This is a genomic window from Flavobacterium panici, assembly GCF_903819335.1.
GTDB classification, from domain to species: domain Bacteria; phylum Bacteroidota; class Bacteroidia; order Flavobacteriales; family Flavobacteriaceae; genus Flavobacterium; species Flavobacterium panici.
In genome coordinates this window covers 166397-185374 of sequence record NZ_CAIJDE010000017.1, presented here as the reverse complement: position 1 = coordinate 185374, position 18978 = coordinate 166397, and the positions used below count along the sequence as shown (strand labels likewise).

10 protein-coding genes are annotated in these 18978 nt (G+C 33.8%); all 10 read left to right on the top strand.

The window, feature by feature from the left end; genetic code table 11:
• Positions 1-4: 4 nt before the first annotated feature.
• Positions 5-6730 carry an RHS repeat-associated core domain-containing protein gene (locus tag FLAPXU55_RS00805; RefSeq protein ID WP_180856052.1) on the top strand — a complete coding sequence of 2242 codons (6726 nt, stop codon included), beginning with the start codon at positions 5-7 and terminating at the stop codon, positions 6728-6730.
• Positions 6731-6734: 4 nt separating this feature from the next.
• A complete protein-coding gene (locus tag FLAPXU55_RS00800) occupies positions 6735-7460 on the top strand; it encodes a hypothetical protein (RefSeq protein ID WP_180856050.1) in 726 nt (241 codons plus the stop codon).
• A 349-nt stretch (positions 7461-7809) separates the two neighbouring features.
• Positions 7810-8964, top strand: coding sequence for a hypothetical protein (locus tag FLAPXU55_RS00795; protein WP_180856048.1), 1155 nt, complete (start codon positions 7810-7812; stop codon positions 8962-8964).
• 56 nt (positions 8965-9020) lie between these two features.
• Entirely contained in the window at positions 9021-9884 is an 864-nt protein-coding gene (locus FLAPXU55_RS00790) for a hypothetical protein (protein ID WP_180856047.1), read from the top strand.
• A 314-nt stretch (positions 9885-10198) separates the two neighbouring features.
• Positions 10199-12970 carry a carboxypeptidase-like regulatory domain-containing protein gene (locus FLAPXU55_RS00785; RefSeq protein ID WP_180856045.1) on the top strand — a complete coding sequence of 924 codons (2772 nt, stop codon included), beginning with the start codon at positions 10199-10201 and terminating at the stop codon, positions 12968-12970.
• Between the two features lie 87 nt (positions 12971-13057).
• Positions 13058-14623 carry an SGNH/GDSL hydrolase family protein gene (locus tag FLAPXU55_RS00780; protein WP_053474003.1) on the top strand — a complete coding sequence of 522 codons (1566 nt, stop codon included), beginning with the start codon at positions 13058-13060 and terminating at the stop codon, positions 14621-14623.
• 234 nt (positions 14624-14857) lie between these two features.
• Positions 14858-16369 carry a F0F1 ATP synthase subunit beta gene (gene atpD / locus FLAPXU55_RS00775; RefSeq protein ID WP_026984148.1) on the top strand — a complete coding sequence of 504 codons (1512 nt, stop codon included), beginning with the start codon at positions 14858-14860 and terminating at the stop codon, positions 16367-16369.
• Between the two features lie 92 nt (positions 16370-16461).
• Positions 16462-16743, top strand: coding sequence for a F0F1 ATP synthase subunit epsilon (locus FLAPXU55_RS00770; protein ID WP_180856043.1), 282 nt, complete (start codon positions 16462-16464; stop codon positions 16741-16743).
• A gap of 210 nt (positions 16744-16953) precedes the next feature.
• Entirely contained in the window at positions 16954-17592 is a 639-nt protein-coding gene (locus FLAPXU55_RS00765; RefSeq protein ID WP_180856041.1) for an NAD(P)-dependent oxidoreductase, read from the top strand.
• A gap of 78 nt (positions 17593-17670) precedes the next feature.
• Complete coding sequence (locus tag FLAPXU55_RS00760; protein WP_180856039.1) at positions 17671-18807, top strand: aminotransferase class I/II-fold pyridoxal phosphate-dependent enzyme; 1137 nt, start codon at positions 17671-17673, stop codon at positions 18805-18807.
• Positions 18808-18978 lie beyond the last annotated feature (171 nt).

Genomic DNA, 18978 nt, shown 5'->3' with positions numbered 1-18978 from the left:
TGCTATGAGGAAGTTTTATATTTTCATGTTAATTGTAATAACTCATTTTTCTTTTTCTCAAAACTTTACCGATACAAAAGGTGAACTGCAAATTTCTGCATCAGGAACAGCTGTTTATACATTGCCTATTGCTACACCGCCAAGTATTAAAAACACAGCACCTATAATTAACTTAGTTTATAGTAGTGGAGTAAAAGGAGGTATTGCCGGACAAGGATGGAGTATTAATAGTATTTCTGCTATCAGCCGTATGGCGGCACGTCTTGATATTGATGGTTTTGTAGATGGTGTAGATTTTGATGATAATGATAAATTAGCATTAGATGGGCAACGTCTTTTATTAAAAACAGGAACTTATTGGGCAAATGGTTCTACATACGAAACAGAATACAAAAGTAATACAAGAATTGAGTTAAAAATAGAAGGAAGTGTTACTTACTTTATTGTAACAGCTCCCGATGGCTCTAGAAGTTGGTACGGTTCTAAAGGTTCAGGAAGTTTACAAAATTCCGCTTCAATAAATTCATGGTATATTGTACGTTACGAAGATGTTGATACAAATTTTATCGATTATAATTATAAAACTATTACTTATTATGGTAGTGATCAGCTTTATATAGATACAATTACATTTAGTGGAAATGTGAAAATGAATATACCAACTCAAAACAAAATTAGTTTCATTTATTGGGATTCAAAACGTTTTGAGAAAGATTATATAAAGGGTTTGCCAGTTTACAATATAAAAATTCTTCAAAGGATTGAAGTTTATGCTGATAACGACATTTTTCGAACGTATAAACTTTCACACATTGAAGATAAGGAGTTAGGATATCAAAGGTTAGAAAAAATAACAGAAATTAATGCTCGAAATGAAGAATCAAATCCTGTCATTTTTGCTTATGCTCCCACTTCTACTAAAGAAGTTAGAACCGAGAAAAAGTATATAAATAATCTGCAATTTGATAAAATAGATTTAGCGGGAGATTTTGATGGTGATGGAAGATTAGATTTTATAGCAAATAACAAGCTCTTTACGAATTTATTTTCAGGCGATTCAGGTAATGCACCCATTACTCTGCCCGCGTTTGATGTAACATATAGGGGGAGAATTAGGTCAATTACAACTCTTACAAATAATAAAATTAATCAATACCATTCAATTTTAGCAATTAACGAATTGACTAATACTACTGAATTTAAAGTAAATAATCTAGTGAATAATAGCTTAGTTTTGAATTTCAAAAAGATTATTTATTTTGATAATTATATGCCTGTTCCAGGAACAACTTGTCCTAATTGTGAAGACCCTTTAATAAATTCAATTAAAGATAGTAATAAGTACTATGAAGGTGATTTTAACGGTGATGGTATTTCGGAAATTTTAATTGAGTCAACATCTAATGAAGTCTGGGAGGTTAATGTTGATGGTACATCTCAATGGGATTGTTCCTGTGATGTTAGAGTTACTAATCAAGGAAAGAATTTTTATTTATTAGATATGAATCCAAATTCTTCCACTGCATTAGGCTCTGCCGGATTCTTTCAACTTGTATCTTCTTCTAAGTCTTATGAAGGTGAAAAATATATAAATGATTTTAATGGTGATGGTAAATCAGATATTTTAATTGTAAATCCAGATAAAACTTATAAAATTATAAGTTTTAAACAACTTACCACTAGTCCATGGAGTGAAATAGAAACAATAGGATCAGGAATATTAGATGCATATTCTAAAACAAAACAAATGCTTTTTGGAGATTTTAATGGTGATGGAAAGACTGATATTATGCTACCAGACTCCGAAGGGGGAGAAGGTCAAACTAAATGGCATATTTATTACAGTAATGGTAACCCGTCTGCAGGAGAATTTTTTACAAAAGAATCGCATGATATTGTAGAGTATCGTCCTGACACAACTAAAGAAAGAAAACCTTATGACACGCAGGCTGATTTTAGTACCTACTATGCTATTGATATCAATGGAGATGGAAAATCAGATTTAGTTCGTGTTTGGAGGAAATATTATAAACCAAAATGGACAATAAATGATCATAATACAAAATGGCAGGTAACAGCTTTTTCAAATACTATAGGAAAAACGGGAGAATTTGGATTTGTACAAACATATGATTCTAATGTTTTTGATTCTGGTTCTCCAGATATTCCAATCCCACTTACATCTAATTACAAGTATAATGGAGCTAATACCGATCTTGTTCTTGTTAGAGGTCAGAAGGAAACAATCGAATATTATCAGTTTAATAAAAATGTTGGAAACGAAAATAGATTAATTTCCGTTACAGAATCAAATGGCAATATAAAGCAGACTATTGAGTATAAGGCAATGGAATCTTTGGATGGAGGTTTGGGAAATGCAGCTGATTTTTATTCCTCCGCCAATAGTGTTTCATATCCTAATATTGAAATTATCAGAAATCCTAACAGCTATTTAGTATCAAAACTTATAGCGACAATAAATGGTGTGTCGAAGTATCAGGATTTTAGATATAGAGGCTTTGTTTCCAATTTTAATTTTGGAACTGTAGGATTTACAAAAACAACCAGGAGCAGTTGGTATTTAAAAGATTCTGATGATAAATTGTGGACAACGCAATATAACGACCCGGCTTTAAGAGGTGCTAATACATTTACATGGACAAGTAGAGATGGAAATACAGTATTTAATACAGTTCCAACCAACTTAGTAAATACAAAAACAAACGAATTCGCTGTATATACAAAAGGAGGCAATATTCCTTTAAGTCCAATAATGCAAAATAACATTTTAATCACCGATCAGGTAACCAAAAACCAGAATTTTATCGCCAGTAATTCAATTACAGCTTCATCTGCTGTGAAAGATAATCTGGGAGTGAATTATCAGGCAGTACAAATAGTTTTAAAGCCTGGTTTTAGTGTAAAAGCAACAGATGGAAGCATTTTTAAAGCTTCTCCATCTGCAGCAGCTGGAGGTGCGCCTTTATCAAATAGCAGTGTTTATAATATTTTATTGACTAAACAAACAGTTGTGGATCATTTGGCTGATACCAAAACAGAAATTAGTTACACTTATGATGGAACGGTTGACAGTGTTAATTATTTTGGTTTAGAAACAAAAAGCACAACAAAGCAATTTAGCGGTTCTGCGCTGCAGGGAACTACAATTGTCAGTACACAATATGAAAATAATCCGGGAGGTGCTGGCGCAGCATATTATGTTGGGAGACCAAAAAAAGTAAATACTTCAACTAACATTTATACAGGAGATACGCGTACAGCAGAAGAAATATACACTTATACAGGAAGTAATTTAACTAAAACAGAAAAAAAAGGACATAACACTTATAGTGTAATTGAAGATATGACCTATGATGCAGCAGGAAATTTATTGACTAAAAAAGTTAGTGCACCTAGCGCTCCAGTTCCTCCTGTCCCAAGACTCATAACCGATGAATATGATGCTACCAAACGATTTGTTGTTAAGAAAACAGATCATCAAAAATTGGTAACTACTTTTGATTATAATACACTAGGTCAGGTTAAGGAATCAAAAGATTACCTTGGGGTAGTGAGCAGTTTTACCTACGATAATTGGGGTAAACTTAAAACAACAACAATAAAAAATGCATCAGAAACAGCATTAACTTCTATAGTAGATTACAATAGATTAGCAGATGGAGGTTATACAACAACTACAACTGATAATACAGATGGTAAAACAATAACACAATATGATGTTTTAGGAAGAATAGTTAAAACGACCAGTAAAGGTTTCGCTGTGGGGTCTACTGTATCAAAACAAATAGTTTATGACGGATTAGGCAGAAAAACAAAAGAAAGTGAACCGTATTTTACATCTCCGAGCCAATGGACAGTTTTTGAATATGATTATTTACTGCGTCCGGTCACTATAACCGCACATACAGGTAAAATTCAAACTTTTAAATATGAAGGGCTGAAAACCACAAGCAATGACGATGGTAAAATTACAACAGTTACCGTTGACGCATTAGGGAATAAAACCCAGACAACTGATCCGGGAGGAGCTGTTAGTTTTGTTTATTACGCAAACGGACAATTAAAAGAATCTAATTACGACACTAATAGTGTGAAAATGGTAATAGATGGCTGGGGAAATAAGATTGAAATGACAGACCCAAATGCCGGAACTTATAAATACTCCTATGATGCTTTTGGGCAGATAAAAACAGAAACAACGCCAAACGGCACAACGGCTTACGAATATGATGATGCAGGAAAACTAATAGAAAAAACTATAAAAGGAGCGGGCAACAATAGTTTAAGTAAATATACTTATAATGCATTCAATTTAATAACAGAAAGTTCTTTTAAAAATATTGACGAAGGAACTTCGATTATCAATTCATTTGGATATGACAGCTATAAAAGAATCAGCAAAAAAACGGAAACAACACCTTACGCAGTTTTCGTAAAAGAACTTACCTATGATACTTATGGCCGTACTTTAACGGAAGCATCTGCCGCTTCTATTTCGGGAAAATCGAATTCAAAAAAAGTAAAACTTACCTATCAAAATGGTTTTGCCTGGCAGATTATTCTGGATGATGCCACCCAAAAAATCCTGTGGCAGACCAATTCATTAAATGAAAGAGGAAAGCTAAAAGAAGCAAGTTTAGGAAACGGAATTGCCATAACAAATAATTATGACATTTATGGTTATGCTTCTCAGATTAAAGCAGACAGAACAGTTACCAATCCGGGAAATGTAATGACACTTACAACCCTTTTTGAACCCAAAAGAGGGAATTTAATAAACAGAACAAACAACTTGTTCAGCTGGAATGAAAGTTTTATTTATGATGAATTAGACCGATTGTTAACCTATAATAATGAACTAGGACAAAAGGAAACACAGACTTATGATATAAAAGGAAGAATTTCTAAAAATAACGTTGGAACTTACGATTATCCACAAACAGGAAAAACGTACCAAACTAATTCTATTTCATTAAGTACAGAAGCTTCAAATTACTATAAAAACAGAGGAGTAGGAGCTAATTCTGCTTCAAAACTTTCATTGGATATTACTTATAATACCTTCAAAAGTCCTGTAACGATAAAAGAACAAGGACGCGATGGAAATTATATTGATTACTTAAGTTTTACCTACAACGATGGTAATGATCGCAGCACAATGTTTTATGGAGGGTCACAGGATAACAAATTAGACCGACCGCTTCGTAAACATTACTCAGGCGACGGAACAATGGAAATTAAAGAAAACCGAACAACCGGAGCTGTAGAGTTTGTAACCTATATAGGCGGCGACGGCTATAGTGCGCCACTTGTCGTAAAAAACGACGGTACGACTCAAAATTATTTATATTTACATAGGGATTATCAAGGGACAATTGTAGCTGTAACAGATAATGCTGGTGCTATAGTCGAAAAACGTTTGTTTGATGCCTGGGGGGGCATTTTAAAAGTACAAAATGGTTCGGGAGTTGCATTAACAGGGTTAACTGTTTTAGACCGGGATTACACAGGGCACGAGCATTTACAAAGTGTTGGCATTATAAACATGAACGGCCGTTTATACGACCCCAAAATGCATCGCTTTTTACAACCAGACAATTTTATACAAGACCCTGCCAACACACAGAACTACAACCGTTATGGCTATGTGCTAAATAACCCGCTAAAATATATCGACCCTAGTGGAGAGGAGTTAATTTCTTTTGGGGTTGCAGTATGTATTGGAGCTATAATAGCAGCGACAACTTATACGCTTACCGCTTTATTGGCTGATGTTCCTTTTAATGTAGAAGGTTTAGCTAAGGCAACTTTTATTGGTGCAGCAAGCGCTGCTGTAACCTATGGTATTGGCAGTGCAGCAGGAACAATTAGTAATTTTTATATTAGAGCAGGAGTTAGTGCAGTAGCTCATGGTGCTTTTCAAGGTACTATGACCTCAGTTTCAGGAGGAAAATTCTGGAGTGGTTTTGCTGCGGGGGCTTTAAGTAGTATTGCGGCTAGTGCCTGGAGCGGAGGAGGATCAACAAGTGATTATCATGGAGCAGGCAATTTCGCTAAATCTGGAGTTGGTATGGTTAGTTTTGGTACTGTATCTGGTGGCGTTGGTGCACAATTAACTGGGGGAAACTTTTGGCAGGGAGCTGCTACAGGACTTGTTGTTAGCGGATTGAATCATTATGCACATAAAATACAGGAAAACAGAATTAATTCAATAGCAGATGAATCTCTAATAAATAGTAATTATGATCCTGATAGAGATATCTCTCAAATGGACGAAATTAGTAGAGATTTATATGTAAAAAGAATGCGTACAAATGTGGATCTGGCAGATATTTTATATAATGATGCAGGTAATCCTAATATAAAATATGATTCGGCAATAACTGACTATGGGAAGTATATTAATAAAGAAGTTACTATTTACGCTAAAGCTTTTACTACAAACAGAGATTTATTTCTAACAATCATGCATGAAGGATTACATGCTTGGGATTATCATCATGGATTGATGTCTGCTTGGGGATCTAAATCAAGAGCAATAACTGAAACAAGAGCCTATGAAATGATGCACTATTTGGACAATAATGTTTTTAATAATGCTGATCATTCACATTTTTATAATTTATATAATAAAATGGCAAATCAATCGGGATTTAACAATTTTAGTATAAAAAACTACCCTATATTTTTTAATAATATTCAAAGATAATAAAATGAAAAATAATATTCTGATGGTTCTATCATTGATTTTATTTGTTTCGTGTCAAGAAAACAAAATGGAACTAAAATTAATAAATAAGGAAATTATATGTAAGAGGTTTTCTGCAGATACGATGGAAGCCTTTTATAATTATCCTAAGTTTAATAGTGAAAATGAAAGATACATTTTTACTAATATTGTAAAGTTTGAATTATTTAATCAAACGGATAAAAAATATCTGTTTTTTATTAAAAGTTTAAACTTATATGATATATATAATCTAGATATAATTATTGAAGATGAAAGGGGCAATTTTATATATAAAAATGAACCTTTAATAGATCCTTCGTACAGTTGTAAATTGGGTAGTTTAATTGAACAGGATTTTTATATTCAAAGTAATAAAGAAGAATTATTGAAAAAAAATGGTTATAACATAAAAAGTGAAATTTTAAATTTTTATAATCAAGAGGCTATTATTTCTTCAAAAGAAAATTATCTTTTTCAAACATCCTTATCACTCCCATTTGTAGTTGAAGATAAAGAAGAAAATTTAAGAAGACCTATTTATTTTAAACTAAATCCTGAAAAAAAGTATACATTTCGTCTGAAGTACAAACTAAAAGATGACATTGAAAAAGTTATTCCAAAAGATATTTTGGCTAATTATAAGGAGAATAATATTGAGATTTTTAAGGGAGAAATTGAAACTCAAAAAATACCAATTGTTTTTAAGTAAGATGTATAAAAGTTCAAACCAATCACTAATTATATATTTACAAATATACTAGCTGATCTTCCCCCTACTGACGCGAGTATCTTGCTCGTGAACGTAAAGAGAGTTAGCTCATGCTAAATAAAAAAAGATGAGCAGAAAAAAGAAAGTTCGATAATAAAACAGGAATTTATCTTATAGTAAAATATCAATTGATTTAGATTGTGTTCACGGGCAAGATGCTCGCGACAACAGGGGTTTGATGGGATTTTTAATAAATTACTTCATTTAAACATGATATCCAATAGGTAAAATTTTGCTTTAAAATTTACATTAACAAGATTTAACTTAAATAAAATAAAAAAATATAAATATGAAAAAAGTAATGTTTTTTGCAGTAATGTTTTTTAATGCTTTAGTTTACAGTCAGACTTTTGACGGAAATTTAGGTTCTAACAGTTTAAGATGGGCAACAGAACAAAAAGATTTTAATGCATTACCAAGAGTTGGGATTAATTCAATGTCTTTAAAACTTTGGGATAATTATGGAGGAGCTGGTGCACCATCTACTTATGGATCTTTGTTAGAAATTTATGGAAAATATGCACATTCAATTTCTCAACTATATTTTAAAAGTACTTGGGAAGGTGATAAAATGATGTTCAGGAGTGCCTTCTATAATCAAAACTCTTGGGGCGAATGGCGGACTTTATTAGACTCCAAAAGTGACATTGAATCGTCTGGAAGTTTAAAAATAAAAGGACTAGGAAATAGCTACATTACTACTGGTAATTTTGGTATTGGCACCGCAACACCATCTGCCAGTCTTGAAGTTGTGACTCCTTCTATTACAGGTGCAGAAACATTGCTGAAATTAAGTGTCAGCGACGCGACTCAAGATAATTTAAAAATTGCAAATGGAACAAATGCTGATAAACAATTTCTACCTGTTTTACAAGGATATCGTGTTAGTGATAACAGACCAGCCCTTTATTTAACAGGTATGATCGAGTCTGCCAATGATATCGGTGCTGATCCTATTACGGTATTTGACGCAAGATTAAGTGGTTCAGCTGTAATTACCAGACCTTTGTTTTCTTGGGATTCATATGGTACTAGAAAGATGATCTTAACCTCAAACGGAAGTTTAGGAATTGGAACTTCAACAACTGGAGCCCATAAACTGGCGGTTGAAGGTTCTATTGGAGCAAGAGAAGTAAAAGTGCAGGCAACAGGCTGGGCAGATTTCGTTTTTAAAAAAGAATATAACCTGCCAAAACTTGAAGAAGTTGAAACGCATATCAAAGAAAAAGGTCATTTAGAAAACATTCCAAGTGAAGAAGAAGTTTTGAAAAACGGAATTAGTTTGGGTGAAATGAATGTAAAATTATTGCAGAAAATCGAAGAACTGACATTGTATATGATTGATCAAAATAAAGAAATAAAGGATTTAAAAATTCAGAATGAAGAGCTTAAGAAATTGGCGGAAAGAGTGAGTAAATTAGAAATGAGTCGCACAAAGAATTAATTAAAAACATTTCGAAATAAAAAACAAAATAAAAAAGAAATACTTGAAATTAAATTATGAATAAAATTATATTTTTTGCTTTGGCCTTAATTGCGCAATCAAACTTTGGTCAAAATATATTTCCTACATCCGGAAATGCAGGTATTGGAAATCTAACCCCTACATCTCCGCTACATATTAAAAGCTCTAATGACGCTATTTTGGCATTGCAAACTACAGATGACAGATGGCTTTATACCCAATACTTGAATAGTTCGGGAACAAGAAAATCATGGGTTGGTTTAAGTTATGATTTAAGCAGTTTCAATATTACAGTTGAAAATGGTACAGATAAAATCCTTTTAAATGGTGGTAATGTAGGTATCAATTCACCATCTCCCTTAAATACATTTGAAGTAAAAGTACAAACTAGTAAAGGCATATCAAGTTCAGATGGTATTTCTATACATGATGGTGCAATTTATAGGTTAGGTATTAATATTGGTATAAATACAGACGGTGAATATTCTTATTTGCAGTCTATCAAAGGTGGTATGGGTCAAAGAAATATTATAATTAATCCAATTGGTGGTAATGTAGGTATTGGAACAATAACAACTGGAGCCCATAAACTGGCGGTTGAAGGTTCTATTGGAGCAAGAGAAGTAAAAGTGCAGGCAACAGGCTGGGCAGATTTCGTTTTTAAAAAAGAATATAACCTGCCAACACTTGAAGAAGTTGAAACACATATTAAAGCAAAAGGTCATTTAGAAAATATCCCAAATGAAGCAGAAGTTTTGAAAAATGGAATTAGTTTGGGAGAAATGAATGCTAAACTGCTTCAAAAAATTGAAGAATTAACATTGTATGTTATTGAACAAAACAAACAGATTGCTAATTTGCAAAACCGATTGGATAAAATAGAGTCTAATCGCAATTAGATTAAGAAAATACAAATAATGTTAAAAAAGCGAGATTTAGGTCTCGCTTTTTTTATTTGTCAAATTTTTTTTCTTGACCCTGTATTTTTAGTAAATCCGCAATTTTTCTTTCAAATTTTATATGTATGCATAGTATTAAGGTTTTTCTTGGTTTCATAATTGATTTTTATCTAATAAAAGCTATTATGAAATAGTTAAAATAGTTTAAAATTTTGTGCTGAATATGAATTTTTTTTAACGTTTTTTTATTAATATTAAAAATATTTGTATTTTGGCTATTAAAACTAATAAGAACTAACCAAAAACTAACCCTAATGAGAGTCTACTTGCTAATTATGTTGTTTTTCAGCGGAATATCCTTTGCGCAGAATACAATTACAGGTTCTGTTACTGACAGTAACAAACAATCTATTCCCGGTGCCAATGTTGTTGTACTTGGAGGCAGCGGAGGTGTATCCACTGATTTTGATGGAACATTTAAATTAACCACAAGTGCAAAATTGCCTTTTTCGATAAAAGTATCGGCGGTAGGTTTTGAAGCTCAAACAATCAGCGTTTCATCTGTAAACCAAAGAATAAATGTGGTTTTAAAAGATGAGGAAACTAAACTAGACGAGATAGTGGTTTCTGCTTCCAGAACTCCTGAAAGAGTTATTGAGTCCCCAGTTACTATTGAAAGAATGGGTATTCAGGAAATTAAGAATACAACAGCTCCTAGTTTTTATGACGGATTAGAAAATTTAAAAGAAGTGCATTTCAATACGAGCAGTATTTCTTTTAAATCAATCAATACCCGTGGTTTTGCTACAGTTGCCAATACCAGATTTATGCAATTGGTAGACGGAATGGATAACTCTTCGCCAGCCTTAAACTTTGTGTTAGGAAACTTAATTGGTGTTTCTGATATTGATGTGGCAAGCGTTGAGCTTTTGCCTGGAGCATCTTCTGCTCTTTATGGAGCAAATGCCTTCAACGGAATTATGTTTATGAACAGTAAAAGCCCTTTTACAAATGAAGGAATTAGTGTTTACTATAAATATGGTAAAACCAGTCAGGATATAGCAGGAACAAATGACTATAATGATTTCGGAATTAGAGCAGCAAAAGCATTCACAAAGCATTTTGCTATGAAGGCTAATTTTACTTATATGACTGCTACGGAATGGATTGCCGGAGATAAAAGAAGTATGACGCCAGGAGGTGACAGCCATGCAGTAAATCAAAATTATGATGGATTAAATATCTATGGTGACGAGGTTACTACTTTTGTTCCAAATGTTGGTCAGGTAAGTAGAACTGGATATCGTGAACAAGATTTGACAGATAATAAAGTTAAAAGTATGAAAGCTGACTTTAGTGCTCATATCAAACCTTGGGCTGACGATACAGAATTTATACTGCAATATAAAATAGGTACAGGAAGTACTATTTACCAAGGAGCAAACAGATATGCTTTAAAAGATTTCTTAATGCAGCAAGGTAAATTTGAAGTAAAAGGAAAAAACTTTTTTGGTAGAGTATATTTTACAAGTGAAGATGCTGGAGATTCTTATGACATGAGATTTGCAGCATGGAACGTTAACAGAGCTGCGAAATCAGATACAGAATGGTTTACAAATTACGCAACAGCTTACCAATATGCTGGTGCAGTTATGGGAACAGATGCAAATCAATCTGCTGCAATAGCGAGAAATTTTGCTGATTACAATGTGCTTCCGGCTGCTATATCATTTATTCCTGCTCCAACAGGATCTCCTAGATTTGAGCCAGGGTCTGCGAAATTTAATAGTGCTTTGGCAACAGTGGTTTCAAATCCTGATTTAACACAAGGAGCTAAATTTATCGATCATTCAAAATTATATCATTCAGATGTGAATTATAATTTTAGAGATATCATCAAATGGGCAGAAGTTCAGGTTGGTGGATCTTGGAGAGAATACATAATGAACTCTGAAGGAACAATCTTTACAGATTACGACGGACCAATCTCTTACAGAGAATATGGTGCATATGCACAATTACAGAAAAAATTCTTAGATGACAGATTGAAATTTACAGGATCGTTACGTTATGATAAAAGTCAAAACTTTGACGGAAATGTTTCGCCTAGAGTTTCGTTTGTATATTCTGCAGGAGCATCAAAAAGACATAACTTCAGATTGTCTTATCAAACAGGTTTCCGTAACCCAACAACTCAAGATCAATATATTGGTTTAGATTTAGGGCCATTTGCATTGATTGGTTCAGCAGCAGAAAATTTAGATCGTTTTCAGGAAACTGTAAATGTAAGTGCGGCAGGACAAACAATCGCTGGTCAGCCGGCAACTATTGGAATGTCTGGTCAAAATGCATATCGTAATGCTTATACTGTAGCATCTGTTCAGGCATTTGGTGCATCAGGAAATGTAGCCGATCTTCAGGTAGCTAATATAGGATTGGTAAAACCGGAACAAGTACAAGCTTTTGAAGCTGGTTACCGTACAGTAGTTCAAAACGATTTATCAATTGATATTAACGGATATTACAATATTTACAATGATTTCATGAATACGGCGAGAGTTATTTCTCCTTATTATGGAACAGTTGGAACACCGCTAAGTTACCAAGCCTTGGCGTTTGGAGACAGAAGAGTTTATCAGGTTTACACAAATACAACAGCAGAGATTTCTTCATTAGGATTTGGAGTTGGTTTGTCTAAAAAAGTATACAAAGATTTTGAATTAGGTGTTAATTATAACTATGCTCAATTTAACTTTAAGCAGCAAGATGACCCTGATTTCGTTGCAGGATTTAATACTCCAAAACACAGAATTAAAGCTTCATTAGGAAATGCTAAAGTGATTAAAAATTTAGGATTCAATGTAAATGTTAGATGGAATACAGAATATTTATGGGAATCTTCTTTTGGAGACGGAATAATTCCAGAAAATACTGTTCTTGATGCTCAGATAAACTATGCAATACCAAAACTAAAATCGGTTATAAAAGTTGGTGCAACAAATCTTTTCGGATCAGATTATCTTCAGGTAATTGGAGCGGGAATGATAGGTCAGCAATGGTTTGCTTCGTGGACAATTAATCCTTAAATGATATAATTATTTGTGTGAAATTGATTTGGCTTCCCTGAAGCGGTTCAATGAAAATGAAGAGGTAATAATTTAAAAAGTACTAACATGAAAAAAAATATAAAATGGCTATTATTGGTTTCTTTAACCTTTATGGCGGCTTGTAATAGTGATGATGATAATAATACTGTCGAAGAAGTTCCGGTAACTCCCGGTTCGGCAGTTTTTACAAAATATGTTGCCCTTGGAGATTCTTTTGCGGCTGGTTACAGTGATAATGCTCTTTTCAAAAAAGGACAAGAAGGAGCCTATACTAATATTTTAGCGCAGCAATTTGTGGCTGCTGGCGGTGGAGCTTTTACAACTCCATATATGAATGATAATCTTGGTGGTTTATTGTTAGGAGGAAATGTCGTTGCCGCAACCCGATTATATTTTAATGGACAAGCTCCGGTAAATGTGGCAGGAAAACCAACAACAGAAATAACAGCACATCTTACAGGTTCGTTTAATAATATGGGAGTTCCGGGTGCGAAAAGTTTTCACTTAGTTGCACCGGGATATGGAAATGTTGCAGGTGTAGCTACAGGAGCAGCGAATCCTTATTTTGCAAGATTTGCAAGTACGCCTTCAACAACAGTTTTGGCTGATGCAGCAACACAAGCGCCAACATTTTTCTCTTTATTCATTGGAGGAAATGATGTTTTAAGTTATGCAATTTCTGGTGGAGTTGGAAAAGATCAAAAAGGAAACCTAAATCCTGCTACGTATGGACCAAATGATATTACAGATCCAGCTGTTTTTGCAAATGTTTATACTGCATTGGCAACAACTCTAACAGCAAATGGAGCAAAAGGAGTAGTGGCAAATCTTCCATATATTACAGCTTTGCCTTATTTTACAACAGTACCTTATAATCCGCTTACGGCAAAATCTCTTGGAGGAAATAATGAAGCAGTAGGTAAAGCAACAATTAAAGCGTTAAACACACAATTATACGGACCTTTAAAACAAGTATTAACAGCTTTTCAGGCAGGTGATAGAATTAATTTATTATCTGAAACGGCTGCAAATCCAGTATTGATAAAAGACGAGTCACTTCCTAATCTGTCTGCTCAATTAACAGCAGCATTTACGCCTTCTTTAGGGGCACAGACTGCAGCTTTTTATGGAGCAGTTTTCGGACAGGCAAGACAAGCAAAAGCTACAGACTTAGTGGTACTACCAACAAGAACAGATATTGGTGCCGCTCCGAAAGCTTCAGATTCTGGACTTGGGATTGCACCGCCTGCGCCATTAGATAAATTTGGAGTAACATTTCCTTTGCAGGACAAACATGTTTTAATCCCAACAGAAATTGCAGAAATTAAAACAGCAACAGATGCTTATAATGTAACTATCGATGCCGTTGCTAAAGAAAAAGGTTTGGCTTTCGTTGATACAAGAGCTTTGTTAACTCAACTGGCAAGCGGCGGATATAGATTTGGAAATTATACAATGTCGTCAACTTATGTAACCGGTGGTGCTTTTTCTTTAGATGGAATTCACCCAAGCGGAAGAGGATATGGTTTGATTGCTAATATTTTTGTTGATGCAATAAACGCTAAGTATGGTTCTACACTTCGTCATGTTGATTTGGCTTTATACCCAATTCAATACCCGGCGTCATTATAATATACCATTTTTTTAATTAAGAAAGCCACTCGTTTTATAAAATGTAGTGGCTTTTTTTTTCGTTAAAAAATGATATAAACGACAGTTTAAAAGTCTGTTTTTATGAATCAAACAAAATCATGCTATTTTTTATGAAAAAAAAATTGATTTTATATTTTAAAAAATTATCTTTGCGCTCTGAAAAAAGAGGTATTTTCGATAAACCTAAATAGCTATTTAATAAATACATAAGTAATGTCAAAAGTAATAGGAAAAGTTGCTCAAATCATTGGACCAGTAGTAGACGTAGTTTTCAACGGTAAAGATGTTGAACTTCCAAAAATTTATGATTCGTTAGAAGTCACTAAAAAAGATGGAACTTTATTAGTTCTAGAAGTACAATCTCACATTGGAGAAAACACTGTTCGTACAATCTCTATGGACTCTACAGACGGTTTGTCAAGAGGATATGAGGTAGTTGGAACTGGTAATCCAATCCAAATGCCAATCGGTCCAGACGTATATGGACGTTTATTCAATGTAATTGGAGATGCAATTGATGGTTTAGGAAACTTGCCAAAAACAGGAGAAAACGGTTTGTCTATTCACAGACAAGCTCCTAAATTTGAAGATTTATCAACTTCATCTGAAGTTTTATTCACAGGTATTAAAGTAATCGATTTGATCGAGCCTTATGCAAAAGGAGGTAAAATTGGATTGTTTGGTGGTGCTGGTGTTGGTAAAACAGTATTGATTCAGGAGTTGATCAACAATATCGCAAAAGGTCACGGTGGACTTTCAGTATTCGCAGGAGTAGGAGAAAGAACACGTGAAGGAAATGACTTACTTCGTGAGATGTTAGAGTCAGGAATTATTAAATACGGTGATGATTTCATGCACTCTATGGAAAATGGAGGATGGGATTTATCTAAAGTAGATATGCCAGGAATGAGAGAGTCTAAAGCTACTTTCGTTTTCGGACAAATGAATGAGCCACCTGGAGCTCGTGCTCGTGTAGCACTTTCAGGATTATCTATCGCTGAGTATTTCCGTGATGGGGCTGGAACTGATCAAGGTAAAGATGTATTGTTTTTCGTTGATAACATCTTCCGTTTTACACAAGCAGGTTCTGAGGTATCAGCACTTTTAGGACGTATGCCATCTGCGGTAGGTTATCAACCAACATTAGCAACTGAGATGGGTGCTATGCAAGAGCGTATTACATCTACAAACAAAGGATCTATTACATCAGTACAAGCGGTTTACGTTCCTGCGGATGACTTAACTGACCCGGCGCCGGCTACAACTTTCGCCCACTTAGATGCTACAACAGTATTGTCTCGTAAAATTGCTGAGCTAGGTATTTATCCAGCGGTTGACCCGTTAGATTCTACTTCAAGAATTTTAACTCCTCAAATTTTAGGAAACGAGCACTACGACTGTGCACAAAGAGTTAAAGAAATTCTACAAAAATACAAACAACTTCAAGATATCATCGCGATCTTAGGTATGGAAGAATTATCTGAAGAAGATAAACTTTCTGTGTCAAGAGCTCGTCGTGTACAACGTTTCTTGTCTCAGCCGTTCCACGTAGCAGAGCAATTTACAGGTATCCCTGGAGTTTTAGTTGATATTAAAGATACTATCAAAGGTTTCAACATGATTATCGATGGTGAATTAGATCACCTTCCAGAAGCAGCTTTCAACTTAAAAGGATCTATTCAGGATGCTATTGAGGCTGGAGAAAAAATGTTAGCAGAAGCATAATCAGGCATAGCTTGATAAACATTAAAAAATAAAAATTCCAAATTCCAATTTTGGGATTTGGAATTTTATAATTTGGAATTTAAAAAAAAGTTATGATTTTAGAAATAGTATCACCAGAAGCAAAATTATTTTCAGGACAAGTAACTTCAGTTACACTTCCGGGAGTTGATGGAAGCTTTCAGATTTTAAATAATCACGCTCCTATTGTTTCTATTCTAGAAAAAGGAACTATTAAAATTGTAGCGGCAAGCTTTGATTTTTCTAAAGAGGTAGCAAATAAATTTACGAAAGTGAATGACCAAACCTATACATTAGATATTACGTCAGGAACAATCGAAATGAAAGATAACAAGATAATTGTTTTAGTAGACTAACAACAATTTCGAAATAATCTTAAAAGCCATTCACATAGTGAGTGGCTTTTTTTTATGCGATGCTTCAAAAAATATTTTTTACTTTTGAAGTATTAAAATCTCTTTATAAAATATTGATTCAATTATAAAAGCTCAGTAAGCTTTTATGTTTTCGTTTTATCGACCTGATAAAGCGCAAATTATTTATGTCAAATTTTATAAAGAATACCTATGAAAAATATATCAAAAGTCGCTGTTCTGGGCGGTGGCGGGAGAACTGGAAAATATCTTGTAAACCAGTTATTAAAAGAAGGATTTAGTTTAAAACTGTTATTAAGAAATCCTGAAAATTTCGAAATTCAAAATCCTAAAATTGAAATCATTACGGGAGACGCGCTTGATTTTGAATCCATAAAATTATTGTTGAAAGACTGTCAAGCTGTTGTAAGTACAATTAGTCAGAGAAAAGATGAACCTTTGGTTGCAAGTGCAGTAACCAAGAATATCTTAAAAGTAATGAATGAATATGGAATTGAACGTTATGTTCTTCTTGCGGGTCTTAATATCGATACGCCATTCGATAAAAAAAGTCCAAAAACTATTATGGCAACAGACTGGATGAAAACCAATTTTCCTGTAATTCAGGAAGATCGCCAAAAAGCGTATAATCTTTTAGTTGAAAGTGATGCAAACTGGACGCAGGTTCGTGTTCCTTTTATTGAATTCACAGATAATAGTTCTGATATAGCAGTTAATCTCGAAGATTGTTTAGGAGATAAAATCAGCGCGTTTGATATTGCTGAATTTATGGTTAAGGAAATGATTGAGTCAAATTATAGCAGGCAATCGCCATTTATAAGCGCAATTTAGAATACAATAATGAACAGCGGGAAATATCAAAACCCGCTGTTTGTTTATATCAAATTTCAATTTCATAACTTTGTTTTTATGAAATTACCTGAAAATCTTAATCAGAAACTTGAAAACCGAAAGCAGAATAATTCGCTTCGCAAACTCCCCGTGTTTAATAATCTGGTGGATTTTTCTTCGAATGATTATATCGGATTTTCAAAATCCGAATCAATTTTTAAATTAACACATGCTTATCTGCATGAAAATGAAATTTTTCAAAATGGAGCGACAGGTTCAAGATTAATTTCAGGAAACCATTCTTTATATCATATTGTAGAAAACTTTATTGCACAATTTCATGACGCAGAAGCCGCTTTAATTTTCAATTCGGGTTATGATGCCAATTTGGGGTTTTTTAGCGCTGTACCGCAAAGAAATGATGTTATTTTGTATGATGAGTTAAGTCATGCTTCCATTCGGGATGGAATTGTAATGTCAAATTCAAAATCATATAAATTTAATCACAATGATTTTGAAGATTTAGAACGACTTATTCTAAAATTTCCAGATACCAATATTTACATAGTTACCGAAACTGTTTTTTCTATGGATGGCGACAGTCCGAACTTAGAAGAATTAGTACAGCTTTCGGAAAAATACAACTGTTATTTAGTAGTTGATGAAGCTCATACTTTGGGGGTTTTTGGAGATAAAGGAGAAGGTCTTCTTCAATATTTAGAACTGCACAACAGAATTTTTGCCCGAATCATGACATTTGGAAAAGGTTTAGGCTGTCACGGCGCGGTTGTACTTGGAAGTCCGGAACTCAAAGAATATTTAATAAACTTTGCCCGAAGTTTTATTTATACTACAGGATTATCTCCACATTCTGTCGCCACAATTTTAACGGCATATCAACAGCTGGAAATTGAAAAAGAAGCAATCGAAAAACTGCGTCAAAATATTATTTTCTTCAATCAGCAAAAAAACTTATTAGGTCTAAAACCAATGTTTGTTCGAAGTAAATCAGCAATTCAGTCTGCCATTGTTCAGGGAAATGAAAGTGTCAAGAAGTTAGCCCAACAATTACAAGACAAAGGTTTTGATGTAAAACCAATACTTTCTCCAACAGTTCCTGAAGGTCAGGAACGTTTGCGTTTTTGCATTCACAGTTATAATTCTGAAGAAGAAATTACTTCGGTATTAGAACTTTTGCGGGATTTCATATTTTAAGATGTAGTTGTCAGGCTGAGCGAAGTCGAAGCCCTTATTTAGTTAGCGAGCCCTTCGACTTCGCTCAGGGTGACATTTGGTTAACGAAATCTTACATTTTATCAGTGGGCTAAAATAATTTTTAATATTTTTCTGTAACGTTTCGACTATTCCTATACTTACGAGTTGTAA

What these genes read in the sequence shown, in the direction of transcription:
- FLAPXU55_RS00770 (WP_180856043.1), top strand. Translation starts at nt 16,462, where the DNA reads ATGATTTTAGAAATAGTATCACCAGAAGCAAAATTATTTTCAGGACAA.
- FLAPXU55_RS00805 (WP_180856052.1), top strand. Translation starts at nt 5, where the DNA reads ATGAGGAAGTTTTATATTTTCATGTTAATTGTAATAACTCATTTTTCT.
- FLAPXU55_RS00800 (WP_180856050.1), top strand. Translation starts at nt 6,735, where the DNA reads ATGAAAAATAATATTCTGATGGTTCTATCATTGATTTTATTTGTTTCG.
- FLAPXU55_RS00790 (WP_180856047.1), top strand. Translation starts at nt 9,021, where the DNA reads ATGAATAAAATTATATTTTTTGCTTTGGCCTTAATTGCGCAATCAAAC.
- FLAPXU55_RS00785 (WP_180856045.1), top strand. Translation starts at nt 10,199, where the DNA reads ATGAGAGTCTACTTGCTAATTATGTTGTTTTTCAGCGGAATATCCTTT.
- FLAPXU55_RS00795 (WP_180856048.1), top strand. Translation starts at nt 7,810, where the DNA reads ATGAAAAAAGTAATGTTTTTTGCAGTAATGTTTTTTAATGCTTTAGTT.
- FLAPXU55_RS00780 (WP_053474003.1), top strand. Translation starts at nt 13,058, where the DNA reads ATGAAAAAAAATATAAAATGGCTATTATTGGTTTCTTTAACCTTTATG.
- FLAPXU55_RS00765 (WP_180856041.1), top strand. Translation starts at nt 16,954, where the DNA reads ATGAAAAATATATCAAAAGTCGCTGTTCTGGGCGGTGGCGGGAGAACT.
- FLAPXU55_RS00760 (WP_180856039.1), top strand. Translation starts at nt 17,671, where the DNA reads ATGAAATTACCTGAAAATCTTAATCAGAAACTTGAAAACCGAAAGCAG.
- atpD (WP_026984148.1), top strand. Translation starts at nt 14,858, where the DNA reads ATGTCAAAAGTAATAGGAAAAGTTGCTCAAATCATTGGACCAGTAGTA.